General features: G+C 42.8%; 25 protein-coding genes. 18 read left to right on the plus strand and 7 right to left on the minus strand.

Translation table 11 applies throughout. The features are described 5' to 3' along the window. The first annotated feature begins 21 nt into the window (after positions 1-21). The 3 genes from treY to RM347_RS24435 all read left to right on the plus strand — a co-directional run bounded on the left by treY (position 22) and on the right by RM347_RS24435 (position 5,188). Positions 22-2,820, plus strand: coding sequence for a malto-oligosyltrehalose synthase (gene treY / locus RM347_RS24425; RefSeq protein ID WP_322718458.1), 2,799 nt, complete (start codon positions 22-24; stop codon positions 2,818-2,820). A gap of 123 nt (positions 2,821-2,943) precedes the next feature. Then, positions 2,944-4,461 (plus strand): trehalase family glycosidase, encoded by a 1,518-nt coding sequence (locus tag RM347_RS24430; protein WP_322718459.1) that lies wholly within the window; start codon positions 2,944-2,946, stop codon positions 4,459-4,461. Positions 4,462-4,567: 106 nt separating this feature from the next. Further along, complete coding sequence (locus RM347_RS24435; RefSeq protein ID WP_322718460.1) at positions 4,568-5,188, plus strand: Uma2 family endonuclease; 621 nt, start codon at positions 4,568-4,570, stop codon at positions 5,186-5,188. A 258-nt stretch (positions 5,189-5,446) separates the two neighbouring features. Here the strand turns inward: RM347_RS24435 and RM347_RS24440 are convergent, their stop codons facing one another. Beyond that, positions 5,447-5,599 (minus strand): hypothetical protein, encoded by a 153-nt coding sequence (locus RM347_RS24440; RefSeq protein WP_322718461.1) that lies wholly within the window; start codon positions 5,597-5,599, stop codon positions 5,447-5,449. Positions 5,600-6,049: 450 nt separating this feature from the next. Here RM347_RS24440 and RM347_RS24445 point away from each other — a divergent pair, with 450 nt between their 5' ends. The 10 genes from RM347_RS24445 (at position 6,050) to RM347_RS24490 (ending at position 13,881) form a co-directional block, all read left to right on the plus strand. Continuing rightward, on the plus strand, positions 6,050-7,468 hold the full coding sequence (locus tag RM347_RS24445; RefSeq protein WP_322718462.1) for a nicotinate phosphoribosyltransferase: 1,419 nt from the start codon (positions 6,050-6,052) through the stop codon (positions 7,466-7,468). 87 nt (positions 7,469-7,555) lie between these two features. Beyond that, complete coding sequence (locus tag RM347_RS24450; RefSeq protein WP_322718463.1) at positions 7,556-8,155, plus strand: nicotinate-nucleotide adenylyltransferase; 600 nt, start codon at positions 7,556-7,558, stop codon at positions 8,153-8,155. Further along, positions 8,116-8,862 carry an NUDIX hydrolase gene (locus RM347_RS24455; RefSeq protein ID WP_190895956.1) on the plus strand — a complete coding sequence of 249 codons (747 nt, stop codon included), beginning with the start codon at positions 8,116-8,118 and terminating at the stop codon, positions 8,860-8,862. The genes RM347_RS24450 and RM347_RS24455 overlap by 40 nt, the downstream gene beginning before the upstream one ends. A 98-nt stretch (positions 8,863-8,960) precedes the next feature. After that, positions 8,961-10,679 carry an NAD+ synthase gene (locus tag RM347_RS24460; protein WP_322718464.1) on the plus strand — a complete coding sequence of 573 codons (1,719 nt, stop codon included), beginning with the start codon at positions 8,961-8,963 and terminating at the stop codon, positions 10,677-10,679. Positions 10,680-10,940: 261 nt separating this feature from the next. Next, positions 10,941-11,468 (plus strand): toll/interleukin-1 receptor domain-containing protein, encoded by a 528-nt coding sequence (locus RM347_RS24465; protein WP_322718465.1) that lies wholly within the window; start codon positions 10,941-10,943, stop codon positions 11,466-11,468. 20 nt (positions 11,469-11,488) lie between these two features. Beyond that, positions 11,489-11,683 (plus strand): hypothetical protein, encoded by a 195-nt coding sequence (locus RM347_RS24470; protein ID WP_416211897.1) that lies wholly within the window; start codon positions 11,489-11,491, stop codon positions 11,681-11,683. A gap of 38 nt (positions 11,684-11,721) precedes the next feature. Next, the gene (locus RM347_RS24475; protein ID WP_322718466.1) at positions 11,722-12,993 is read left to right on the plus strand and encodes a toll/interleukin-1 receptor domain-containing protein; all 1,272 of its coding nucleotides are present in this window, start codon (positions 11,722-11,724) and stop codon (positions 12,991-12,993) included. Between the two features lie 51 nt (positions 12,994-13,044). Continuing rightward, positions 13,045-13,170, plus strand: a complete 126-nt coding sequence (locus tag RM347_RS24480; RefSeq protein WP_322718467.1) for a hypothetical protein — start codon at positions 13,045-13,047, stop codon at positions 13,168-13,170. Positions 13,171-13,253: 83 nt separating this feature from the next. Beyond that, positions 13,254-13,472 carry a hypothetical protein gene (locus RM347_RS24485; protein ID WP_322718468.1) on the plus strand — a complete coding sequence of 73 codons (219 nt, stop codon included), beginning with the start codon at positions 13,254-13,256 and terminating at the stop codon, positions 13,470-13,472. Further along, entirely contained in the window at positions 13,465-13,881 is a 417-nt protein-coding gene (locus tag RM347_RS24490; protein WP_322718516.1) for a retroviral-like aspartic protease, read from the plus strand. Before RM347_RS24485 ends, RM347_RS24490 begins: the two co-directional genes overlap by 8 nt. 28 nt (positions 13,882-13,909) lie before the next feature. Here RM347_RS24490 and RM347_RS24495 read toward each other — a convergent pair whose 3' ends face one another. After that, the gene (locus RM347_RS24495; protein ID WP_322718469.1) at positions 13,910-14,071 is read right to left on the minus strand and encodes a hypothetical protein; all 162 of its coding nucleotides are present in this window, start codon (positions 14,069-14,071) and stop codon (positions 13,910-13,912) included. A 115-nt stretch (positions 14,072-14,186) separates the two neighbouring features. Continuing rightward, positions 14,187-17,120, minus strand: a complete 2,934-nt coding sequence (locus tag RM347_RS24500; RefSeq protein ID WP_428850605.1) for a COR domain-containing protein — start codon at positions 17,118-17,120, stop codon at positions 14,187-14,189. 230 nt (positions 17,121-17,350) lie between these two features. On the opposite strand from RM347_RS24500, the gene RM347_RS24505 reads away from it, so the two are divergent. After that, positions 17,351-18,244 (plus strand): peptidoglycan-binding protein, encoded by an 894-nt coding sequence (locus RM347_RS24505; RefSeq protein WP_322718471.1) that lies wholly within the window; start codon positions 17,351-17,353, stop codon positions 18,242-18,244. A gap of 93 nt (positions 18,245-18,337) precedes the next feature. Here RM347_RS24505 and hemJ read toward each other — a convergent pair whose 3' ends face one another. The 4 genes from hemJ to psbQ form a co-directional block, all read right to left on the minus strand. Continuing rightward, positions 18,338-18,919: a protoporphyrinogen oxidase HemJ gene (gene hemJ / locus RM347_RS24510; protein ID WP_322718472.1), complete on the minus strand. Its 582-nt coding sequence runs from the start codon at positions 18,917-18,919 to the stop codon at positions 18,338-18,340. A gap of 188 nt (positions 18,920-19,107) precedes the next feature. Further along, positions 19,108-19,959: an alpha/beta fold hydrolase gene (locus RM347_RS24515; protein ID WP_322718473.1), complete on the minus strand. Its 852-nt coding sequence runs from the start codon at positions 19,957-19,959 to the stop codon at positions 19,108-19,110. Positions 19,960-20,065: 106 nt separating this feature from the next. Next, positions 20,066-21,178: an NAD(P)/FAD-dependent oxidoreductase gene (locus tag RM347_RS24520; protein WP_322718474.1), complete on the minus strand. Its 1,113-nt coding sequence runs from the start codon at positions 21,176-21,178 to the stop codon at positions 20,066-20,068. Positions 21,179-21,285: 107 nt separating this feature from the next. Then, a complete protein-coding gene (gene psbQ / locus RM347_RS24525) occupies positions 21,286-21,753 on the minus strand; it encodes a photosystem II protein PsbQ (protein ID WP_322718475.1) in 468 nt (155 codons plus the stop codon). 360 nt (positions 21,754-22,113) lie between these two features. Between psbQ and RM347_RS24530 the strand changes: the two genes are divergently transcribed. From RM347_RS24530 to RM347_RS24545, 4 genes are all read left to right on the plus strand, one after another. Continuing rightward, positions 22,114-22,542, plus strand: a complete 429-nt coding sequence (locus tag RM347_RS24530; protein ID WP_181928534.1) for a hypothetical protein — start codon at positions 22,114-22,116, stop codon at positions 22,540-22,542. Positions 22,543-22,659: 117 nt separating this feature from the next. Next, positions 22,660-23,835: a hypothetical protein gene (locus RM347_RS24535; RefSeq protein WP_322718476.1), complete on the plus strand. Its 1,176-nt coding sequence runs from the start codon at positions 22,660-22,662 to the stop codon at positions 23,833-23,835. Between the two features lie 293 nt (positions 23,836-24,128). Continuing rightward, entirely contained in the window at positions 24,129-25,577 is a 1,449-nt protein-coding gene (locus tag RM347_RS24540; RefSeq protein WP_322718477.1) for a caspase family protein, read from the plus strand. After that, positions 25,571-26,191 (plus strand): tetratricopeptide repeat protein (locus RM347_RS24545; protein WP_428850606.1); only part of this gene is annotated, 621 nt, incomplete at its 3' end. The genes RM347_RS24540 and RM347_RS24545, both read left to right, overlap by 7 nt.

The raw sequence follows: 26,191 nt of genomic DNA on the forward strand, positions 1-26,191 counted from the left end.
CACTCCCCACTCAAAAAAAATATGCGAATTCCCACCGCAACTTATCGAATTCAGTTTACACCTCAGTTTGGCTTTGACAACGCTAAAGCGATCGCAGCTTATCTAGCAGATTTAGGTATTTCCGATTTATATGCTTCTCCCATTTTTAAAGCCCGATCCGGGAGTACGCACGGCTACGATATAGTAGATGCCACTCAACTAAACCCAGAACTGGGAACTAATGAATCCTTTGATGCATTAGTTGGTGAAGTTCAATCCCTTGGTATGGGCTGGTTACAAGATATTGTACCCAACCACATGGCTTATAGTAGCGAAAACGATTACTTGATGGACGTATTGGAACACGGCCCAGATTCCAGCTATACCGACTACTTCGATCTTTCTTGGAATGCTCCCTTTGGCGATCGTGAACAGCGAATCCTAGCGCCGCTACTGGGAGATTTTTATGGTACATCCCTGGAAAACGGACACATTCAACTGCAATACGAACAGAACGGTTTAACTGTCAATTATTACAGCTTAAAACTGCCACTCCGGTTAGAATCTTACACAAAATTTATCACCTCTAATCTGGGCAAACTCACTCGCACACTGGGACGCAATCATCCCGATTTTATTAAACTATTGGGGATTTTGTATATTCTCAAAAATGTGCCCTCAGAAGTTGCGGGAAAACAGCGACAAGACCAAATCGCATTTATTAAAGGATTGGTTTGGGAACTTTACACCACAAACGATGCTATCCGCGAGTTCATTGACGAAAATCTCCAAACATTCAACGGAGAACCTGGTAATTCAGAAAGCTTTAACCTCCTAGATGACTTACTGAATGACCAATTTTACCGTCTCGCCTTCTGGAAAGTTGGGGCGGAGGAAATGAACTACCGCCGTTTCTTTACTGTTAATGAACTGATTTCCGTTAAAGTTGAAGAAGTGCGGGTTTTTAATAATACCCACAGCTTAATCCAAAAACTGGTTGAGGAAGGCAAATTCACTGGTTTACGGATCGATCATATTGATGGACTTTATAACCCAATCCAGTATCTCGAAAGGCTGCGGGAAAAGACGGGAGATGTTTATATCACTGTCGAGAAGATTTTAGAACTCACCGAAGAATTGCCGGAAAACTGGGAAATTGAAGGAACGTCTGGTTATGATTTTCTAAATTATGTAAATGGCGTATTTTGTCAAGTTGAAAATGAATTATCATTCGATAAAATTTACCAAAACTTTATTGGTTCAAGAGTAGATTATGCAACCGTAGTGAAGGATAAAAAGCACCTGATTTTGGAAAAGAATTTAGCAGGTGATATTGACAATCTAGCTCTTTTGTTAAAGAATATTTCCAGCAAATATCGCTATGGCAATGATTTTACACTGAATGGATTAAAAAGAGCGATCGCCGAAGTTTTGACACTGTTCCCGATTTACCGTACCTACATTACGCCCGATGGAATTGGAGAAAGCGATCGCGCTACCATTCAAGAAGTAATTCGCCAAGCCAAAGAACAAGCGCCCCTCTTGCAGAACGAATTGACCTTTATTGAAAAGTTAATGCTGCTAGAGTTTGATAATTCTCTGACTCAAACAGAACGCGAACAGTGGATATATTTCGTCTTGCGGATGCAGCAATACAGCGGCCCGTTAATGGCAAAAGGTGTAGAAGACACCACATTATATGTTTACAATCGGTTGCTGTCGCTGAATGAAGTCGGGGGAAATCCTGGTCATTTTGGCATTGACTTAGCCAAATTTCATGCCTTCAACAAACAGCACCAAGCAACCTGGCCTCACACAATGAACACCACAGCCACCCACGACACCAAACGCGGCGAAGATGTGCGGGCCAGGTTGAATGTCCTTTCAGAAATCCCCAATGAGTGGGATCAGCAGGTAAATACCTGGAGTGCCATTAATCGAGGACATCGTAGCCATCGCCACGGTTTCGCTATGCCCGATCGCAACGACGAGTATTTTCTCTATCAAACCTTGGTAGGGGCGTTTCCTTTTGCAGAACACGAACATGCATCCTTCGTGGAACGGGTGAAGGACTATATAATTAAGGCAATCCGAGAAGCGAAAGTCCATACAGCATGGTTACGACCTGATAGCGAGTATGAAGAAGCTTGTACCTCCTTTATTGAGAAAGTACTCGACCCTTCCATCTCCGGGGAATTTCTAGAAGCCTTTCGTCCCTTTCAACAGCGAATTGCAGAGTATGGTATCTTCAATTCCCTTTCCCAAACTCTACTGAAGATTACCGCCCCTGGCGTACCTGATTTATACCAAGGAACAGAACTTTGGGAACTCAGCCTAGTCGATCCAGATAACCGCCGTCCCGTGGATTTTGAACAGCGACGCACCTACTTAAGCGCCATCCGCGAACAGGTGAAAACCGACACTCTGGGTTTGATTCAAGAGTTGCTGAGTGATAAAACTGATGGCAGAATCAAACTGTTTTTAACGGCTCAATTACTCCAAGCTAGAACAAACTATGTTTCATTATTTCAGGATGGCGACTATCTGCCCTTAGAAGTTCAGGGAACCTACGCCAATCACATTATCGCCTTTGCGCGGCGGGAAGGGAATCAAACAGCGATCGCGATCGCACCTCGCTTTTTAACAAGCCTCATCCAGCCAGGAGAAAACCCCAACGGCTTGTCAGTTTGGCAAGACACACACCTGCTATTACCCCCTGGAACTCCCTCCACCTGGAAAAACGTCCTCACTCAGCAACCCTTACAAACTACAGAAACCCTATCTATCGGATCTGCCCTCGCCCATTTCCCAGTCGCCCTATTAGTTAGTAGTGCCGAGTAAAAAAATAAGTCTATCTCACGCAGAGAAGTGCCGTAAAATCTCTGCGTACCTCTGCGATTCCCTTTGCGCTCCTCTGCGTTAAAAAATTCTTCCAAACTCCTCACCACCCCGTCAAATTGAATTATGACTACTTCACCAGCACTTACCACCACGCAGATTGACACCCTGCGCGTCCATATCAAAAAAACCTGGAAAACCTTAACGCGATCGCACGAACACTTATTACAATCTGCCAAAGATACCAAACTAGACCACAAACCAGGTACTCCCTGGATCGTCTACATTTCCCCCTTAGAAGATTGTCCCAACATTCAGACAGTGTTAGAGCGATCGCTATCTCCCAAAGATATGCAAGGAATTGAAGTTCGCACATTGCCCTCAGAAGTCGAAGCGATTAAACAGCATGGCTTACTATACCTACCAGGGCCTTATGTCGTACCAGGTGGTCGATTTAACGAAATGTATGGCTGGGACAGCTACTTTATATTACTAGGACTTTTGCACGATGAAGAATGGGAGCTAGCGCAAAGCCAGGTTGACCAATTATTGTACCAGGTGAAGCATTACGGCACTATCCTCAATGCCAACCGGACTTATATGCTGTCGCGATCGCAACCCCCCGTCCTCAGCATGATGGTTTTGGCACTATTCCAGCACACCCAGGATGAAGAGTGGTTGAGATCAACCGTACCGCTTTTAGAGCAATTTTATTATTACTGGGTAGTACCGCCCCATTTGAATCCCGGAACCGGCTTATCTAGATTTTATGCCTTTGGCGAAGGTCCCGCGCCAGAAGTTGTGTTCTCCGAACGCGATGAGGAGGGAAAAAGCCACTATGATCGCGTCAAAGAATATTATCAAACCTTTGAGATTGAAGATTACGACGTTAATCTTTACTACGATCGCGAAAATGACAAACTGACCCACCTATTTTACAAGGCCGATCGCACCATGCGCGAGTCCGGTTTTGATATCACCAACCGATTTGGCCCCTTCAGTGCTGATATCCTCCACTACGCTCCTGTGTGCCTCAACAGTTTGCTATATCAGGTAGAGCAAGACTTGGCGCAAATTAACGCTATTTTGGGGAACGAACAACTAGAAAAACAATGGCGCGATCGCGGCGCATATCGGCGCGATCGGATCGATCAATTTCTCTGGAATGAAGAACGAGGACTCTATTGCGACTATCACTTCCAGAGTGGAAAACGCCGTTGCTACGAATTTGCTACCACATTCTATCCCCTGTGGCTAGGAATTTCTTCTCAAGCCCAAGCCCAGCGCGTCGTGGAAAATCTCTCTTTGTTTGAAGCCCCAGGCGGAATTCTTACTAGTACTCATATCACCGGGAACCAGTGGGATGCTCCCTTCGGTTGGGCACCATTGACGTTCATTGCTGTCCAGGGACTTCACCGTTATGGGTATCATACAGAAGGCGATCGCATTGCCAACAAATTCCTGGCTATGGTAATTAAAGAATTCGGGCGTCACAATACCCTAGTTGAGAAATATGATGTTGAACGCTGTTCTGCCAACGTTTCCGACGAAATCTCCTTTGGATATAGTTCTAACGAAGTTGGCTTCGGCTGGACAAATGGAGTCATTCTGGAACTATTAGCAGGCGGGGGGAAAAAAGTTTAAATAAAAAGGCGTGAGGTTTAACGTCACGCCTTAAACTTACTTGCTTTTTTCAATGCCATTTTTTTTGCCTACCATAGCAAGCACCAAATCATGAGGAATAATCACAATGGTTCAATCAGCCCCAAAAGTTCTAACCGTTGATGAATTTATTAGCCAGTACGGTGAGTGCGATCGCTATGAACTAATTGATGGTGAATTAATTGAGATGGAACCAACCGGCCCACACGAGCAAGTATCTGCCTTGATTGGTCGAAAACTGAATGTAGTAATTGATCGTCAGGATCTAAGCTACTTTATCCCCCATCGCTGTCTAATCAAACTATTAGGAACAGAAACAGCTTTTCGTCCCGATGCGATCGTGTTAGACCAAACTCAATTAATTAATGAACCATTATGGCAACAACAACCTGTAATTACATCAGGAAACTCAATCAAACTGATTGCTGAAGTTGTTAGCACAAATTGGCAGAACGATTACGCTCGTAAGGTTGAAGATTACGCCTTATTAGGAGTTCCTGAATATTGGATTGTTGATTATCTGGGTATTGGTGGCAGAGAATATATTGGCAAGCCCAAACAGCCAACGGTGACAATTTGTACCCTAATAGAGGATGAGTATCAAAAAGTGTTGTTTCAAAACAACGAGCAACTTATTTCCTCAATCTTTCCCAACTTACAACTAACCGCACAACAAATCTTTATCGCTGGGCGATCTGTTGCCAAATAGTCTATATCATCAATTGCAACTCTGATTACTATCGAATTTTTGCAAGATATCTATTTATCAGGAGCCAGAATGCAGAAGGAATTGGATAGTGGCGTATTGCAATACGCCACTACTTTTCAATAAAAGGGTTTAAGTACGGAGCTAAATCTACAATTTACTGGTTTTCTATTATTTGGCTTGCCTGAATTCTCCGTTAATTGTCCCCGCCTGAATTCTGAATTTTAACTCCTGTATTGTTTTTGAATACCGTATTAGCACCTACCAAGTATCAGCTGTACGTTTATCGTAAGGCTCACCTGTGAAAGGTTGTACACCAATAGCAGGATAAGCATCATCTGTAGGGCCAAAAATCCGCATTGCAGCTTCAGAAATATACTGGGTTATATTCGCAATGATTTGGGAAATAGCCATAATATTGGACTCCTTTTTTCGAGTCGCTTTAATTGTGATACCTATACTCTAATGCTGATATTCAAGGCTTGCTCTTGTTCTCAATATATTGAGAATATATGCAATGTTTATTCAGATAAGTTTGCAATACTTTAGCTTGTCAAAAAATCAAACTTTTCGCTTTGATTCTAATTGTAACATAGTTATTTATCCAAACCCAGTCTGGGAAAGAGGCTGACAAACAAACTCGCTCTGACAGGATATTTTTCTTTTCATTAACCGCCTTGCCAGATTAACATTATTGCTAGCTTTTACTATTAAAAAATATTAAATATTTTATAAAGCTAGTATTAATTTACCTGTAAACCTACTGTTATACGGCAATCTCTAAAATATACTTGTCGGGAGTTGACATTATTTATGGTAAATATTACCATAAATAGAAGAAGCATCTTGTAAGGAAGCTCTTGCATGACAACTTTTTTGCCAGATTTGGACTATGTACATAAACAGCAAAGCCAGCAGAACCAGGAACTAAACCTCTCTGCGGATGACTACAGCTTACTGACCGACCTTTACCAGTTGACGATGGCAGCTTGTTACACAGGCGAAGGTATAGAACAACGACGGGCAAGCTTTGAATTGTCTGTCAGACGATTGCCAGAGGGTTTTGGTTATTTAATTGCAATGGGGCTGACGCAGGCATTGGAATATTTAGCCAAAATCCGCTTTAGTCCCTCGCAAATTGCGGCATTACAGGCAACAGGAATTTTTGCTCACGCAGGCGATCGCTTTTGGTCACTTTTAGCTGAGGGAAAATTTACGGGTGATGTTTGGGCAGTACCGGAAGGAACGGCTGTGTTTGCCAATCAGCCACTGTTGCGGGTGGAAGCACCTCTTTGGCAAGCGCAACTAGTGGAAACTTACCTCCTGAATACGATTAATTACCAGACTTTGATTGCCACAAAAGCAGCCCGGTTGCGGGATGTAGCGGGGGAATCAGCAACACTTTTAGAATTTGGCACCAGACGAGCATTTAGTCCACAGGCTGCTTTGTGGGCGGCGCGGGCGGCGTTGGCGGGTGGGTTAGATTCCACTTCCAATGTGTTAGCAGCGCTACAACTGGGACAAAAGCCAAGTGGTACGATGGCACACGCCCTGGTGATGGCGTTGTCAGCAATAGAAGGCACTGAAGAACAAGCTTTTAGTGCATTTCATCGATATTTTCCGGGTGCGCCATTGCTGATTGATACTTACGATACCGTTGCTGCTGCCGGGCGCTTGGCCGAAAAAGTAAATTCCGGGGAAATGCAATTAACAGGAGTGAGATTGGACTCAGGAGATTTAGTTACCTTATCAAAACAGGTGCGATCGCTCCTTCCTGGTGTGCCAATTTTTGCCAGTGGTGACTTAGACGAGTGGGAAATTGCCAGATTAAAAGCTGCTGGTGCCCAAATTGATGGTTACGGACTGGGAACGCGACTAGTTACAGGTTCGCCTGTAAATGGAGTCTATAAACTTGTAGACATTGATGGCATCCCAGTGATGAAGCAGTCTAGTGGTAAAGTTACTTATCCAGGGCGCAAGCAGATTTTTCGCTCGTATACGGGAGGTAAGGTAAAAGCAGACAGGTTAGGGCTTTTAGGTGAAAGTTCTCTGGAAGAAGAACCTTTGTTGCAGTTAGTAGTGCAGGAAGGTCAACAGGTGCAGCCGTTGGAGTCGTTGGCAACAATTCGTCAGCGTACCGCCACCTCAGTTGCCAGTTTGCCACAGGAAACACGGCGTTTGGATCATCCTGTCGCGGTGCAAGTGGAGATTTCTGAGGGGTTACGGGTGTTGACTGAAGCAACTAAGAGAAGAACCGCAGAAGCGCTGAGTACACAGAGGTAAAAGTACTTTTTCAGTGTGTCTTAATTACGAATTACGTTAGCGCAACGCTAGCGAGTCATCAAGCGTCATTACGAATTACGAATTAGTATGAAAATTGCTTTGTTTGGTACTAGTGCCGATCCACCAACTGCTGGACATCAAAAAATTCTGAGTTGGTTGTCTGAGCGTTATGATTGGGTAGCGGTTTGGGCAGCGGATAATCCATTTAAGTCCCATCAAACACCCTTAGAACATCGGGCGGCAATGTTGCGATTGTTAATTGCGGATATAGACGCACCACGGCACAATATTGCTTTGGAACAAGAATTGAGTAGCTTCAGAACACTGGAAACAGTGGAAAAAGCAAAGCTTACTTGGGGTGAAGACGCTGAATTGACGTTGATTATTGGTTCAGATTTACTGAGTCAGCTACCACGTTGGTATCGCATTGAAGATTTGTTACAGGAAGTGCAACTACTGATCGTACCGCGACCCGGATATGCAATAGATGAGTCTAGTTCAGAGGTAGTGCAAAAGCTGGGAGGGAAAATTGCGATCGCTAGTCTGACCGGTCTAGATGTTTCCTCAACAGCGTACCGCGAACATGGAGATCCCCAAGCCCTCACAGCCCCTGTAGTTGCCTATATTAATCGAGAGCATTTGTACGAATGCCAGGACGTTCCCAAAAAAAGATACCAACTCCGCTAAACCAACAACCTTTGGCCGATTTCAAGGTTGGTGTCGATAATGTAATTTTTTCTGTAGATACTGCACAAAATCGGCTGTTAGTTCTCCTAGTAATGCGACAGCAAGAACCATTTTTAAATCATTGGAGTCTTCCCGGTACTTTGGTACGTCCAGGAGAGTCTTTAGAAGATGCCGCTTATCGCATTATGGCGGAGAAAATTAAGGTCAACAATCTCTATTTAGAGCAACTGTATACATTTGGCGGGCCGAATCGCGATCCACGGGAAGCAACCGATAGTTATGGTGTGCGTTATCTATCAGTTAGTTACTTTGCCCTAGTGCGATTTGAGGAAGCCGAATTGATAGCCGATCGCATGACTGGCATAGCTTGGTATCCAGTCAAAGAAGTGCCGCAATTAGCTTTTGACCATAATGAAATTCTGGCTTATGGACACAGGCGGTTGCGAAATAAATTAGAGTATAGCCCGGTAGCTTTTGAAGTCTTGCCAGAAATGTTCACCTTGAATGATTTATATCAGTTATACGCCACAGTTTTAGGTGATAACTTTTCCGACTATTCTAATTTTCGGGCGCGTCTACTCAAGTTAGGTTTTTTATGCGATACCGGAATTAAGGTATCACGGGGTGCTGGTCGTCCAGCTAGCTTGTATAAGTTTGACGCGGAAGCTTTTGCTCCCTTAAAAGATAAACCTTTGGTGTTTATTTAATCAATCTCTACCCCAAGTCCAGAGTTAAAAGTCTTCAGTCCAGAGTAACTTATGACTCTTGACAAATGACAAATGACCAATGACTAATAACAAATAATATGAAAATTGCGATCGCTCAAATTAATCCTACTATCGGTGATTTGCTTTTAAATGCCCAAAAAATCCTAGAGGCGGCACAACGAGCAGCATCTAGCGGCGCGCGTTTGTTGTTGACACCAGAACTTTCTTTGTGTGGCTATCCACCAAGGGATTTATTACTAAATCCTAGTTTTGTGGAAGCGATGGGCATTACTTTACAAAACTTAGCTCAAGATTTACCGCCAAATTTAGCTGTGTTGGTAGGAACTGTTGAACAGAACCTCGAAGCATCTATTACTGGCGGTAAAACCTTATTTAACAGCATAGCTTTGTTAGAGAATGGCAAGATCAAGCAAATTTTTCACAAGCGACTTTTGCCTACTTACGATGTATTTGACGAACGTCGCTATTTTGAACCAGGCTTGCAAGCTAATTATTTCACTTTAGATAATATCGATATTGGCGTAACTATTTGCGAAGACTTATGGAACGATGAGGAATTTTGGGGCAAACGGAGTTATACAGTAAATCCGATTGCTGACTTAACAATTTTGGGTGTAGATTTGATTGTAAATTTATCTGCTTCTCCTTACACTGTCGGCAAGCAGCAGTTTCGCGAAACTATGCTCAGGCATAGTGCAGTACGTTTTCAACAACCGATTATTTATGCTAATCAGGTTGGCGGAAATGATGACCTAATTTTTGATGGGCGTAGTTTTGCCTTGAATCGTCAAGGTGAAGTTATGTGTCGTGCTCGTGGTTTTGACACCGATTTAGTGTTAGTGGAATTTGATGAAACACAGCAGGATTTGCAGTTGGGTTCTGTAGCACCTGTCTATGAATCAGAAGATGAAGAAATTTGGCAAGCTTTGGTTTTGGGTGTGCGAGATTATGCCCGCAAATGTCGCTTTTCTAAAGTAGTTTTGGGTTTAAGTGGCGGGATTGACTCTGCCATAGTAGCTGCGATCGCAGCTGCTGCACTTGGTAAAGAAAATGTCCTCGGTGTTCTCATGCCTTCCCCTTACAGTTCAGAGCATTCCATTAGCGATGCTGTAGCACTAGCCGAAAATTTGGGGATTAAGACTGATCTTTTACCAATTGGCGAGTTAATGCAAGGCTTCGATCAAACATTAGATGATTTGTTTGCGGGTACAGAGTTTGGGCTGGCAGAAGAGAATATCCAATCTCGGATTCGCGGTAATTTATTAATGGCGATCGCTAATAAATTTGGCTATCTGCTTTTATCTACCGGTAACAAATCAGAAATGGCTGTGGGTTACTGTACTCTCTACGGTGATATGAATGGTGGGTTAGCAGTAATTGCAGATGTTCCTAAAACCCGTGTGTATTCACTTTGCCATTGGTTAAATCGCAATAATGAAATCATCCCGGAAAACGTTTTGACTAAACCACCCAGCGCCGAACTCAAACCAGGCCAAGTGGATCAAGACTCTCTACCGCCTTACGAAATTTTGGACGATATTTTGCAACGCCTGGTTCACAACCACCAATCAGCAGTACAGATTGTTGCAGCCGGTCACGATCCGGTGATTGTAGATAGAGTAATCCAAATGGTAGCGCGGGCTGAATTTAAACGGCGACAAGCACCCCCCGGATTAAAAATTACCGATCGCGCCTTTGGAACTGGTTGGCGAATGCCAATTGCTAGTAATTGGGTTGGTGTCAAAAAGGCTTACCAGGCTAAAACTTCAGCTACACCTAACCTTAGTTTGTTGTGATGGACAAGATGCTCATCCGCAAATTAAGTAATTAGTTATCAAACCTCTCGCTGCCTTAAACTTTTATTACAATCTGTCCTTCTCCAATGCAAAGAGGGACAGATTTTGCCTAGTAAAATCTTTTTTATTAGGCTGATTAGACTGACACTATATAACCCGTTGAACTCACATTAAATAAATATTCTGCGTTTGGGCTTTTATTCTGAAAAAATTAATTTGATATAGTCCTATACAGCTATTGAGTCAAGTAGATTTAAGAATATGTCTAATGCGGTTAAAGTATTTTTTTCCTACTCCCACAAAGATGAAGTGTTGCGAGACGAACTGGCAACTCATCTGAGCATGATGAAACGTCAAGGAGTTATTGAAGCTTGGCACGATCGCGAAATCAGTGCTGGGAGTGAATGGGCAAATGCGATCGATGACAATCTTGAACTTGCAGATATCATTCTGCTGCTGGTAAGTGCTAACTTTCTGGCTTCAGATTACTGCTACGACAAAGAAATGACACGGGCAATGGAGCGACATGAAACGCGGGAAGCTCGGGTAATTCCGATTATTCTTAAGCCGACAGACTGGAATGGTGCGCCTTTTGGTAAACTGCAAGCACTCCCCAAAAATGCTAAACCTGTCACTACCTGGCAAGACCAAGATGAGGCTTTTTTAAATGTTGCTCAAGGAATTCGCAGAGTAGTTGAGGAAATGGCGAAATCAAAACCCTCCTCCTCAACTGCTTCTGGAACTAGTACACTGGCAACTTCCAGCCCTCCTGCAACGAGTGGGGTTTAACTGATGGTCAACGTCATAGATTGGGAGAGAAACGGGATTCTCTACAACAACAATATGATCTCGTTAGCCAAAAATTAGGTCGGCTGCGCCAAGCATACGCCATTGAAACCGATGTATCTACAAAGCTGAAGCTAGAGGTGCAAATTCAGGAAACCCAAACAGAACAAAATAGATTAAACCGGCAGCTTGAGGAAATCGAGCAAAAGCTTTTGTAGTTTTCTTTTAAACCAGCCAACGTCTTGCCATATTCCCTATGAAGTCTATTGAAGTTTTTATTTCTTATCACCAAAAAGATGAAGAACTGCGCGAAGAGTTAGAGATGCATCTAGCGACTTTGCTGCGGGAAAAACTTATTACCAGTTGGCATAAGCGCGAAATTATTGCTGGGCAAGAGTTTCAAGATGAAATTAATAAGTACCTTAAACGGGCTGGGCTAATTCTACTGTTGGTGAGTCCAGATTTTATTGCTTCAGACTATCACTGGACAATTGAAGTTACACGAGCTTTAGAACAAAATGCCGCAGGTAAGGCTCGTGTGATTCCGGTATTGCTACGCTATGCAGATTGGGACAATCCTCCCATTGATAAATTGTCACCCCTGCCTCGTAATCGCAAACCGATCAAAAGCTGGAGCGATCGAGATGAGGCATTCTTGGAGGTTGTGAAAGGAATTCGAGAGGCGGCGCAATTAGCTGCTAACTCGAATTCCTCAACCGCAAAACAAAATGCACCAGAATTAGAAGATCGCCAATATCAAGTCACAAGCTTGATAAACAAAGCAAATCGTTTGTACGAAAATAAAAAGTTAGAGGAAGCAGTTATCAAATATAAAGCAGCTCTCGGTCTTGACCCTAATTCTGTATTCGCTCACAATAACTTGGGGATTACGCTGTACGATCAAGGGAAGTTAGAAGAAGCGATCGCCGCCTACTGCCAAGCCCTACGCCTCAACCCAAACTTTGTAATTGCTCATAATAACCTGGGGAATGCGCTGAAAGCTCAAGGAAAGTTGGAAGAAGCAATAGCTAGCTACCGCCAAGCCCTGCACCTCGACCTAAACTATGCAATCGCTCACTATAATCTGGGGAATGCTTTGAAAGATCAAGGGAAATTGGAGCAAGCGATCGCCTCTTACAACCAAACCCTGCACCTCGACCCAAACTTTACAATGGCTTACCATAACCTTGCAGGTACACTGTACGCTCAAGGGAAACGAAAAAAAGCGATCACTGCGTATCGCCAAGCCCTGCACCTCGACCCAAACTTTGTAGCTGCTCACTATAATCTGGGGATTGTACTGGAAGCTCAAGGAAAGTTGGAGCAAGCTATCATTTCTTACAAGCAAGCCCTGCACCTCGACCCAAACTTTGCAATGGCTTACAATAACTTAGGCGGTACACTGTACGCTCAAGGGAAACGAAAAAAAGCGATCGCAGAACTGGAAATAGCTGTTCGCCTCGACCCTAGTAACACTATGATTCGTGAAAACTTAGAATCTCTTAAGAATAAGAATAAAAGTTTTTAGGGACGCTTATTTGATTAGCAGAATATTTGCAGTCTTATTCATCTTAAAGGTGTGCATTCAACTGTTGTTGATGATGCGATCGCTCGGTCTCAAAAACTTACAATTTCACCTGTAAACTCAAAAATTGCACCTTGGAACGGCATTTTTCAACTCAAAAGAGCGATCGCTTGTTGTTGAGGATGCGATGCCACAAACTTTGTAACCACCTTATAGTAGTTGTGAAAATATAAAAAGTACTTAATCGTTATCTTCAACTTGATATGAGCGCAGCAGATTTATTCCCAACCTTGCACAAGCTATCTCGTGCAGATAAACTCAAGGTCATGCAGTTTTTAGTTCAAGAACTAGCGACTGAAGAAGAAGCATTGTCCTTACAGCCAGGAGCTACTTATCACGTGTGGTCTCCGTATAATTCCCATGAAGCTGCCCAGAAACTAGCTGCACTGCTAGAAGAAGACAAACAGGTAAATGATGCTTAATTCACAAAGATTTCCCTTTGTAGAGAGCCGTGATGTGTTTGGGGATATCGATGCAGTACCATTATTACCTCTGACCTTAAGCTACAAAAATTCTGCCATCAACGTTTCAGGCTTATTGGATACTGGAGCTAGTATTAATGTTTTACCTTACAGTGTAAGTATTCAGTTAGGGGCGGTATGGGAAGAACTAACAACCTCAGTACAACTGGCTGGAAATCTAGCACCAGTTGAAGCAAAAGGGTTAATTTTATCTGCTCAAATAGCTAGTTTTGCACCAGTTCGCTTGGTGTTTGCTTGGAGTCTCACGGATAATGTGCCGTTACTTTTAGGACGCATGAATTTTTTCTTGGAATTTGATGTCTGTTTTTATCGTTCGCAGATGGCGTTTGAATTGTCTTCTAAGTCGTAAGATTAAGCAATCATGCGATCGCTCCACCTCAAAGCTTCATCATTCCACCTCTGAACTCGAAGATTGCACCTTTTAACACCAATTGTCGAGTTAAAAGAGCGATCGCTTGACCTTTTATCCTCGGACTTGCACCTTTTATCCTCGAAGTTGCGCCTTTTATCCTCGAAGTTGCACCTTTTATCCTCATCATTCTACTTCTGAGCTTAAAGCTTGCACTCCAGAACACAAATTATCTAGTTAAAAGGGCGTAGGTGTAGCCCGTCGGAGGCATTGCTCAACCTCTGAGCTTAACCAATAGGTTATTTTTACTCATCTAAACGCTGTGCGATCGCATTCAGCAATTCCTCAAAGTCTGATTTGCTGTGAATATCAGGGGTGAGCGTGTTCATATCTTTTAGCAGGTTGGTTAGTTCCGCGATCGTGTTGCGAATCTCGGTGTATTGGTCAATTTCTTCACGAAATCCCTGCAAATTAGCTGCACCAACTTCTCTCATCCCTTCGTCTAATTCTTTAATTTCGTCTTCCCAATGCTTAATATATTTAAGTCTGGCAACAGGTTTATAAATTTGGGCATCTGTTAACACAATTGGGAAAATTCGATCATAAAATTTACCATTTTTAGCGATTTGCACTAGCTCAAACATACAATTGGGAGACTTTAAATACTTGTCACTAATAACTGCGATCGCACATTTCCCGCGTCCAATCCGTTCCATGAAGGGTTTGATTAGTCCTTTGTAGCCCAAATCGCGTTTGTCCCGGATGATTTTGATTCCTTTTGCCTGCAAAGTCTCATCCAATTGATTGACAAATTGCTCACTTTCTCCACCCCAAGCATAAGAGATGAAAATTTCCTTCTCGAACTCCATTGCAGATTGACTATTCATGATGTCTTTTTCTTCTTGATTGCTATCTCTTAGCCGATGCGTCAATGATTCATCTCGCTTTCGTTCCAGTTCGTTTTGCAACTGTGCAATCTGAGGGTTGAGTTCCTTATCTGGTCTATCGGGTTGGAATATGAAATCATCAATTAACCTGCGGACATATACCATTTGGCGGCTTTTCCTGCATTGAATTAGGTAAGCACCATCATCTAGGAACTCACGCAGTTCGTTCAGAGGATAACTATAGGGAGTTTGGCTTCCTTCACATTTTTCGCAGTTACAAGGAACTAGGGTTTGATATTGCAAACGTTCATAAGAGTTGTGGATTTTTTCGAGTTCATGGGTGATGACAGCCATTAATTCTTTTGTACGGTTTCCGGCTACACGGATTTTAATTTCCCGTTGATTGTAGTTTTCAATGATTTCAGCACGAGTTTGGTCTTTGTTGAGAACAACACCGTTTTTCCAAACGAGTTTTTGCTGTTCAATCCAAGGGTGCGTTTCGACAATAAAGCGGGTGAGGATGCCTTTGGGCATGAATGTATAGGTGTAGCGGAGGATAAAGTTATTGCGATCCTCCCACGTGTAATCAGCTTTTTCAATGGAAAGCAATTGAGGCGCAATATAATTGTCACGACGACCTGGAATTTCGTAGCAAAGCTTGAACCGCATCATTAATTGCAGGAGTTCATCTCGCATATCTGCATATTCGCCGTCTTGCCAAATATCTTTGAGGTTTTCTTTGGTAAAACAACCTAGCTTTTGCTTGACAGTTTGACTGTCCAAAACTTTGTAGACGGCAGTTGTACCCCATTCCGGTTTGAGGATGACGTAGTGTTTGAGTGTAGAATCGTCTTGAAAGTGCAGGCAAACGCCGAGGTCATGTAAATAGCTACTCAAGCGCAGCATATCTTTACGGTCAGTTAAATTATTGACTCGGCAAAGGTTACAGTATTCTTCAAAGCTGATGTAATTTCGGGAATCGTTCTCTAGAGCGGCTCTGACTCTTACCCAGAGTTTTGGTAGAGGTGTACCAACATGGTCAAGATTACTGATGTATAACTGAATAGCTTTTTTAATTTCCGCTAAACCGCGATTATCAGCTAAATTGGTTGCCAGAATTTCCTTCAGGTTGTCAAATTCTCCTCGTAACTGCCCCCCATCGACTTCGCACTGACGGTCTTGTTTTTCGTTTTTGATGATAATAACTGGGCTTTTGTCGCTCAAGAGTTCGACAACTTTTAACCACCAGTAAAAATCGGTGTTTTCTTTGCGAGTGTCGGCAACTAAGGCATAGAGAGAACGCTTGCTGAGGAAAAACTGATGTGTTTGATGGTAGATTTCCTGACCGCCAAAATCCCAGATATTGACGCGAAAATCTTTGCCATTGGGCAGTGCAAAATGCCACTGGATCACCTCAATACCTTCCGTTGATTCCTCATCTGGTTGGAGTTTGTAGGTTTCATCTGCAATTTTCTTGGCTAAAGAGGTTTTACCAGCTCCTCCTTCGCCAATAATCAAGAATTTTGCTTCGTATAAAGGTTCTGTTTCGATTGGATCTTGCACCCGAAAATAGAAATCGAGAATTTCATTCACATCACCCGGTTCTTGTGATAAATTCTTCGACCCCAAAATCTCAGGTGGAATGGGGACTGGATTTCTACGAAGATCCAGCTTTTTCAGGTTTGACAGTTGCCTGATTTCCGCTGGCAGACTGCTCAGTTGATTACTGTTGAGGTAGAGGGATCGCAGGTTGGTGAGTTGGACAATTTCTGCTGGCAGACTGCTCAGTTGATTTCTGCTGAGGTTGAGCGATCGCAGGTTGTTGAGTTTTCTAATTTCCGCTGGCAGACTGCTCAGTTGATTACTGCGGAGGTCTAGGGATTGCAGGTTGGTGAGTTTTCCAATTTCCGCTGGCAGACTGCTCAGTTGATTGTTGTCGAGGTAGAGGGATTGCAGGTTGGTGAGTTCTCCAATTTCCGGTGGTAGACTGCTCAGTTGATTGTTGTAGAGGTTGAGCGATCGCAGATTGGTGAGCTGTCCAAATTCTGGTGGCAGACTGCTCAGTTGATTAGTGTGGAGATCAAGGGATTGCAGATTGGTGAGTTGAACAAATTCTGGTGGCAGACTGCTCAGTTGATTGTTGTAGAGGTAGAGCGATCGTAGGTTGATGAGTTGTCCAATTTCCGGTGGCAGACTGCTCAGTTGATTTTTGTAGAGGTCGAGGGTTCGCAGGTTGGTAAGTCGTCCAATTTCTGTTGGCAGTGTTGTTAAACTTTTGAATGAAAGGTCTAATTCTGTCACATTGTCTCTGACAGCTTGTTCAATAATTTGCAGCAGTTCTTCGTTAGTCATTTCGGGTTTTACAGAGGCGATGCCTGACGACGAGTTGCTGCTTGGACGCGCAGCAGAGAAATTAAGCTAATTAATAATGTACCCTGTATCAAGGATTGCATTCAGGCAATGTGCGTGCGATTGCAGACTCCAGATGACATCATATTTTGCGTTAGAGTATAGTTTTAGACGACATCAATTTTTAAAATGATGTTTATACTTAGAACTCAGTAAATGAAAGCAGGTGCATAATGAAACTACAAGATTTCTTGGGAAAAGATGAGAAATGGTCATTTGATGCGATCGCAGAAGATGCAGACTTGGCACGTCAGATTCAAATACTGTTAATCGGCTTAGGTTTGCTGGAACCTCCAGCCGATGGGAAATTTGGCCCTGTTTCTGTGATATCTCTCAAAAAATTTCAAGAATTAACAAAGACTGAAGAGAGTGGCTTTTTAGGAGCAGTCACAGCCAAGAAACTAATTGAAACCAAAATAGATGATCTTCCTAAACCCGCCTTAAAACTAGGCAATGACATCGCTAGTAAGATTGTGAAATATATGCTATCCAAAGGTTATCAGGTATTTACCAATCCGAAAGAATACAACATTGTTTATGTAGAGGGCATAGATGCAGACTGGACTCTCAACAGTGATACACCCAATCAATTTAACGATCGGCGGATTGTGATTGAAGTAGTAAATGGCGTTCCCAAAATCGTAGATCATTGGGAAGCTACTACAGAACCAGGGAAGTACTACACTTATAATCCGATGAATCCCAAAGGAGCAGCTAGGATTCAGTTTGGACAATACAAAGCTTGGGCTGTTGGTACTCACGGCACAGCAGAGCCTCACGAAGCATTAGTGCAAGTTGGAGATATAACTGTTTGTAGAGATTTCAATCAAGATTTTAAACGGACTGGCGACAAACTTGATACAGGTGATAATTTTTATGTAAATCAACACTACGGCTTTGATTTTCCCCGGAATGATATTCGTCTTGCCAGCGCGGGTTGTTTAGTGGGACGTACCCGTGAGGGACATAGAGAGTTTATGGCGATTATTAAACAAGACCGCCGTTATGTGGCTAATCGCAATTATACTTTTTACACTACTGTGATTCCTGGAGATGATTTACTGTAAACGTTTCCAGGATGAGGTAATGGTTAATTGGTAGTATTTGTTGTTGTGATACAACCTTTAGTAAGGTAGCACAGCGGTGCTACCTTACTTTGTCTAACTTTGTTCTTGTGGTTGCCCTATCTGTGCCGTCAATTTCTCTTTATCCTGCCTACGTTTTTTGGCGTAAAGTTGAATAGTGACTGCCATCAAAATAATCATGGCGAAAATAGCCCAAGCAGCTATATCTGTAGGTAGATTATTCTTAAATACAGCCAGCAGGACGATCGCTACTAACATAACTGTAGGTGCTTCATTTAAAGCACGTAATTGCTGACTATTCCAGCGACATTCACCTACTGCTAACTTCTTCATCAGCCGAGCGCAGTAATGATGATAACCAATTAAAATCGCAACAAACAGCAGTTTTATATGTAACCAGCCCTCTTTTAAAACGTCCGGTTCAGTGGTTAATAAACCGATGGCCATTGCGATCGTCACGTACATTCCTGGATTCGTGATGATATAGTAGAGACGCTTTTCCATAATTTGATATTGATTTTTCAATATCGTTTGCGCTGGTTCAGGTTCAAGATTCGCTTCAACGTGATAGATAAAAAGGCGTACTAAGTAGAACAAACCGGCGAACCAAACTACAAATCCGACAATATGAAATGCTTTAAACCAAGAATAAGCCATGAATACTCATCTCCTTTACTTGTGGTTGTGAACCATTTTTAGTGGTAATAAAAAGTTCACAAATGCAGTCTGAAATAACATTATAAGTCTGGCAAAAATCCAGAATTTATTTCTTTTCCACAAATAAATCATCAGTGTTTATCTGTGGTTTCATTTTTATAATATCGATTTTTGCCAAAGGTATATTGTCAATGAGCATCTTTACGACGCACAAAGGGTAAAAGGTCTTCCAAAATCGTCTCGTAGTAATGTTCTTGAGGATAATGTCCAACGTTATTAAGTTTTATTAATTCGGTATTTGGTGCTGAATCTGTAAATTTTTGGGCAATGTCTACAGATAACCAAGGGTCAATCATCCCCCATTGAATCAGAATTGGCTGTTGCCATTCTTTAAAACCAGATTCAATTTCGGTCATTGCTGAATCAAGCTGTAAATTGCGAATACTTGATAACAGACTCCGCCCAGATGAAGAACTTTTCAAAAATGGTTTTCGATAAATATCTAATTCCTTATCTCCTATGCGATAACGGCTACCACCTTCTAGGGTTCGGTCAACTAATAAAGGGTCTTGAGTCATTACTTCGCCTACCAAAGGTAAACCCATTTGTTTAATTTTCCAGGGTAATTTGGCAGTAGTTGATATTGGTGTATTTAAAATAGCTAAGTTGGCAATTTGTTCTGGATGACGCAAAGCATATTGCAATCCTACAGAACCTAAAAAGCCTTGGACAACTAAAGAAAAATGTTCAAGTTCTAAAGCTTTAACAAATCCTTCTAAAGCTGTGATAAAAGCATCGGGAGTATAAGCAAAATCTCGTTTTTCTGGTTTTGCAGAAAAGCCGTAACCAATCCAATCTGGTGCGATCGCTCTTGTACCTTGATTCGCTAGAGCCGGTATAATATTACGCCAACTGTAACTTTGTGAAACTAAGCCGTGTAACAACAACACGGGCGCTAAGTCAGTTCTGCCGATTGGTAAAGATTCTCGATAAAACCATTCCAGTGAATCTACATTGATTTTATGTTCTGTTATTGACACGTTCTTTTCCTATATTGGGCATCCCTTCGGCTTCGCTCAGGGCAAGTGGGAATTGAGTTGTTATTCTTCTCCTGCTCCTCTGCTCCTCTGCCTCCCCTGCTCCCTCTCATCCCCCCATTCCCTGAGAAATAATCATCTCACGAATCGCATAAGCTGTGGCGGGTGCTAGTAAAACGCCGTTGCGATAGTGTCCGGTAGCTAGGAGGATGTTACTAAACCCTGGCAACTTACCAATAACTGGGGCTGGACGACCTTCAGGACGGGGACGTAACCCCGACCAAGTGCGGATAATTTTTGCTGTGGCTAATTCTGGACAAAATGCGATCGCTTGTTTTCTAACAGATTCCAGCAGTTCTTGATTTGGTGGTATCTCATTTCCATTATTGGGAAATTCCACTGTTGCGCCCACCCAATAATCTCCGCCGCCTACAGGAACAATATGCACATCGTTACCTGTTATCGCTGGCTGAAAGTCGGGATTGCCTAATGGATGTCCTACACGCATTTGCAACGCTTGCCCAAGTACGGGGCGGATATCAATTATCTGATTTAATTTTGCCGTCAGTGGTGTTGAACCTAGCCCTGCTGCGACTACAAACCAATCTGCAGCTATTTTTCCTTCTGTAGTCTCAAATTGATTGCAAAATTGGGGAGAAGAATCTGGTGGTGAGGTTTGGGCATCCAAAACAGTCACGCCAAATTTGAAAGTTACACCATTTTGCTGGGCGGCCTCAACTAAAGCTAATGTGAGAGCAGTTGGATCGAGTTGACGATCTTGGGGAGAATAGACAGCGCCAGTAATTTTTTCGCAATCAACTTGAGGACAGATATTCTGGAGTTTAGCCGTGTTCCATATTTCTAAATGCCAGCCTTGAGAGTGGCGAATTTCTACAAGTTTTTCCCATGCTGCTAAATTCTCCTCTTCCAAACCAAGACTGAGAATTCCCTGGCGATTAAAAGGGATTTTGCGACCAGTTAAAGCTTCTAATTCGGGAATCAAAGTTTCATAGCGTTGGATGCTAGTTTCTCGCATCTGCCAAGCTTTGCCCTTAATTTTTTGGCTGATTGCGCCCATCAAAACGCCAAGTGCAGCGCCCGTGGAAGCTTGGGCTGGTGGTTGGCGATCGCAAACTGTAATTTTCAGCCCTTTTACTAGACTCAGTTCATAAGCGATCGCAGCCCCAACTACACCACAACCGATAATAACTACATGACTCATTGCTGTTTTGAGGCGAACATGGGGAGATGCGGGAGATGAGGGAACAGGGGGAGCAATTTTTACTCTCCCTCATCCTCCTCATCCTCTTTGCTCATCTTACCTTGCGCTTAACTTGCCTCTGCTTCACTGCTGGTTTTAGGAAGCAGGTCGAGGAATTTGTCAATCTCTGCGAAAGCAGCTTGGGATTGATTCAAGGCAACTAGAGGATTGCCAGCACTAGTAGCTTTATCAAGTTTAACCAGGTCGTTAAACAAATCTCGCGTTATTTGACGTGCTTTGGGTTGGTCTTTGGGTAGAAGGTTGGGAGTGACATAAGTCAGGTTCAGCCTTGCTTCTGTTATGGGCCCATGTATAAAGTTACGCACATTGATCCAATCACCTTTTTTAATCAGGGTTGTCAACTCTTGTGAGCGATCGCGCACAGCCTGAATTTCAGGAACATAAGCCTGAATTTTTTCAAGTTGTAATGCTGTGTAAGTCGGAGGTGCGATCGCAACACCAGGGCCACCACAACTAATCAGGAATGTGGCCAATAGTACTAGAAAAAATGAAAAAATCGAGCGTTGACGCACCATATATTGAACTTAATTGCTTTTTGTTTACCGATTCACAGTGTCATTTTAGATCGCTAGCGCAGTTAATCGTTCTTGTCAGCCAAGGATTTTGCAGAAAATATTGATATTTTTTCCAAAGAGCAGAGTTCCGTCTGCTTTGGAGTAATTTTTAAGTACAATTACTTAATAGGTGTTAGCCAGTCCCAAAAAGAAGCGATTTTTGGCATCTGTTTAGTAACGAGGATTGTTAGGGAAGTATGATTTAGAGTTGCTAAATATCAAAGCTCTTGATAAGCTGAAACACCAATAATATAAGCCTTCTGGCGGTTTTTCTCTCTTCACATCCTTGAAGATGCCGACGCGATATAGGAGTGTTTTTTAGTGAACGCAGCTGAACAGGCAACGAACCTTGAACTCGCCAGCAACATTGCTACGGTGGTTAATTTGTTCAAATTCGAGTTTCCTGATGCCAAATCCGATCTCAAACCCTGGAAAAATGACCCAGAAACCAGGGAGTTAGTCGATCCAGATTCTATAGATATTGGCTTTCACTTTCCTGGTATTAGTAAATCTTGGCGAAGTCGCAGTATTTTAATTCAAATCCGATTTTACCAAGATCCCATCAATAATTCCCGGCGTGCGATCGGCGTGGAGGTAGCTGGATTCGATCATCGCGGTGAAGCGTGGCGACTTTCTACGGTAGAAAACTGGAGTGTTGTTGGCGCATCTTCGCCTTCTGGTGAAATCGAGGATAAGCTCAAACAAATTTGCCGACAGATTTTAGAAGTTTTTAATAAACCAAGTGAATAAAGAAGGCAGGGGGCAGGAGGCAGGAGGAAACCTCTCCCATGTTCGCGCAGCGTCTTGTAGAGAGCATCTTGCAATTTTTAATTAATAATTTTTAATTTTTAATTGGAGCGAAGCGACTTGACCACCGTAATATTTGTACATGGCACAGGCATTAGGGAACGAGAATACAACGAAACCTTTCAGATAATTGAGCAAAAGATTCACGCCCAACGTCCTGATATCAAAGTTTTTCCCTGCCTTTGGGGTGTATTAGGTGCAAGGTTCAATGATAATCGGGCATCAGTACCCTTGGAAGATGCGACACTAGCTTTATCTCAAGGAGAAGAAGACGCAGAGATTGTACTGTGGGGGCAATTATACCGCGATCCTCTGTATGAATTACGGCTGTTGTCCTTGAAACCTGTTGAGGCAGGAAATCCCTTTGGGGAAGAACCAGGGGATGTTTTACAATCTCGTGTAGCAAGTCTCACTCCGACATTGGAACTGCAAGCTAAGTTGCAAGAGGCGGGAATTGCAGAGGTATTTGAGCCAGCACGAGAGGCGGTTATCCACAGTGAACCGTATCATCAGGCATTGCTCACAGTTTCTGAATCTGATTTGAGTGAATATTATGCACCAATAGCTAGAGCTGTTGTAGCTCAAGCAATGTTTATTAGCGAACAGCAAGAAAAATTTCCCCCCATACTCACCGATGCCCAATTGCGGGATGAAGTTATGGAATTGCTGACTCTGGCTTTGGGAGAGGCGGAGTTAGGATTGGGTGGCTGGTTATTAAAGCCATTTTTTGAACTAGCACAGCACGGCGGAACAAATTATATCAGAGAAAACCGCCTTGAGTTAACTGATAAAATTTCGCCTATGCCTGGTGATATTTTGTTGTATCAGACGCGGGGTGAAAAAATCAGGGCGTTTATCCAGCAACAAATTGCCCAAGCAGAACCGCCAGTGGTTTTAATCGCCCATAGTTTGGGAGGTATCGCTTGTGTAGATTTGCTAGTGCAGCAGCAGTTGTCTCAGGTGGAATTATTGGTAACAGTTGGTTCCCAAGCACCATTTTTATATGAGATTAACGCCCTCTACAGCTTAGAATATGGGCAGTTATTACCAGAGCATTTCCCGCAATGGTTGAATATCTACGATTTACGGGATTTTCTCAGTTACGTGGGTAATAGAATTTTCCCTAGTAGAATCCAGGATGTGCGAGTGGATAGCAGACAACCGTTTCCCCGTTCCCACGGTGCTTATTGGACAAATGCCAAAACCTGGGAGGCGATTATTTCGAGGTTGCCATAATGGTTTACTTTTTACGGTATCTAGAAAACCCCATTCAAAATCTCTCCCCTACAAGGCTACGGTGTACAGACAAGTCAAATTACCCCCCTCAATCCCCCCTTGGAAAGGGGGGAAGCCGGAAATCTAGTTCCCTCCCCTTTACAAGGGGAGGGTTAGGGTGGGGTAAAAACCAGCTTCTTAAACTACTTCAGACTTGTGTGTACACCGTAGGAGGAACGCTAAAAGCTACCTTTTTAAGTGGGTTAGGCGATCTCTTGTGCGTAATTCCTAATAACGTGAGAGGCTAGGTCATCATGCAGTTGATGGCTAAACCTGAGCGGACATTTGGCTTAATTGTAGGTATTGAAAAGTACCACGAAACTGCTTGGAACGTGCCAGGTGGAGGGCCAGCCGATGACGCGCTGAAATTTGCTCATTGGCTGCATCAGCACGGTGTACCAAAAGAGAATATCCGGTTATGTTTATCAGTACTGGAAGAAAATCATCAGTTAATTGGGGAATGTGGGTTAACTGTAGAGTTAGCAACAGAGCAAAATATCTCTGACATTGTGACTAACTTTTTATCCCCAAAGTCGGGGGATTTACTCTACATTTTTTGGGCGGGACATGGTTTGATTACCTCAGAACGAGAGCGTCGGTTACTTTGTGCTGATGCAAATAAACAGAATTGGCAGAATTTAGATTTAAATTCTTTATTAGTTTTGTTGGGTTCCGATAAATTTCAGATTCGTAATCATATTTGTATTATTGATGCCTGTGCCAATTATGTTTTAGAGTCGAAGGGAAGACCAACTAATTTAGGTGGGAAAGCTTTTTTGAGTGGTCAACCAAAGCAAGATAGTCAACAATTTGTGTTACTGGCTACGCGGGAAGGAGAGCAAGCTAAGGTAAATTCTGAAAATAAAACAGGATACTTTTCTCAAGCTGTGAGAGAGGCTTTTACCGCAGCTAATGGGAATTTCCCCCCAAATATGAAGGAAGTTACTGAGGTAGTTAAGCAGCGATTTATTAGTTTAGATAAAAAACAACTGCCGACTTATTTTTATTCCCGCAGTTGGGATGGAGATATTGAAAAATCTCATTTCAATCCGTTTGATATCCCGCATAATATCCCACAGAGTCAAGCTCGTAAGTTTGTTGGCAGGGATGAGCAAATAGAACAATTGCGTCAGCTATTGCAAGCAAATGATGTGGTGGCTATTACCGATGTGACTGGACAAGGTGGCGTGGGTAAAACAGAGTTAGCTATTCAACACTCGTGGCAATATTTAGAAGATTATTCTGGCGGGTGTTGTTGGTTAAATCCCCAAGGTATTGATTTGGGAACCCAGTTAGTAGAGTTTGGAGTTGTGAATTTACCTAACTTTAATCCACCGGATGGTTTAAGCCTAGCAGGTCAAGTTAATTATTGCTGGAAGAAGTGGCAAGCTGGCAAAATTTTATTGATATTTGATGATGTCAAAGACTGGAAGCTAATTCAACCCTATCTGCCACCTAAAGGTTCTCGGTTTAAGGTGTTGATTACCACTCGTCTAAATACAGGGTTAACATATCCATCACTGCCGCTAGGTGAATTGTCAGCAGATGGAGCCTTAGAATTATTAACAACCCTGCTGGGAAAAGATAGGGTTGAGAAGGAATTAGAATTTGCTAAAGGTCTTTGCCGATTTGTAAATTATGTACCAATTGGACTTTACCAAATAGCAGCACAGTGCCGAGAGCCAGGGAGAGTATTATGCTAGCAGACATCCTCGCACGCCTACAAAAGCAAGCATCAGCAGGCGAGTCTGGTGTAGCAGCAGCTTTTGAGTTGAATTGGCAAAGCTTAGAACCAGAGACGCAGAAATTGGCTTGTCTATTGAGTTTGTTTGCTTTGGCTCCTATCCCTTGGTCTTTGGTAGAATCAGCAGCAAGTGCTAGCCATTTGGAATTTGACTTTAAAGCTAACTGCACTATTTTATTTGAGCGTTATTTGCTGCAAGAATTGGCAGAGGACACCTACCAAATCCATGAACGCATTCGGGAATTATTGCAGCAGAAGTTAGAAGATTTGGCTGAAGCAAACGAACTTAAGCGCGGCTATTGTCAAGCAATGGTAGCCGTAGCAAAAGATATTCCTCAGACACCCACATTGATAGAAATTGCTAAAGTAACTCTTGCCATCCCTCACCTTGGGGAAACTGCCATAGTTTACCAAGCTTGGTTAAGGGATAAGAATTTAATCTCCCCTTTTGCAGGCTTAGGTAGATTTTACCAAGGTCAAGGAGCCTACGAACAAGCTTTACCTTGGTATAAACAAAGTTTATTAACCGCTAGAGAGCGTTTTGGTGAAGAACACCGGGATGTGGCAACTAGC

Origin of the sequence: Nostoc sp. ChiQUE02 (assembly GCF_034531305.2) — a bacterium.
Taxonomy (GTDB): domain Bacteria; phylum Cyanobacteriota; class Cyanobacteriia; order Cyanobacteriales; family Nostocaceae; genus Nostoc.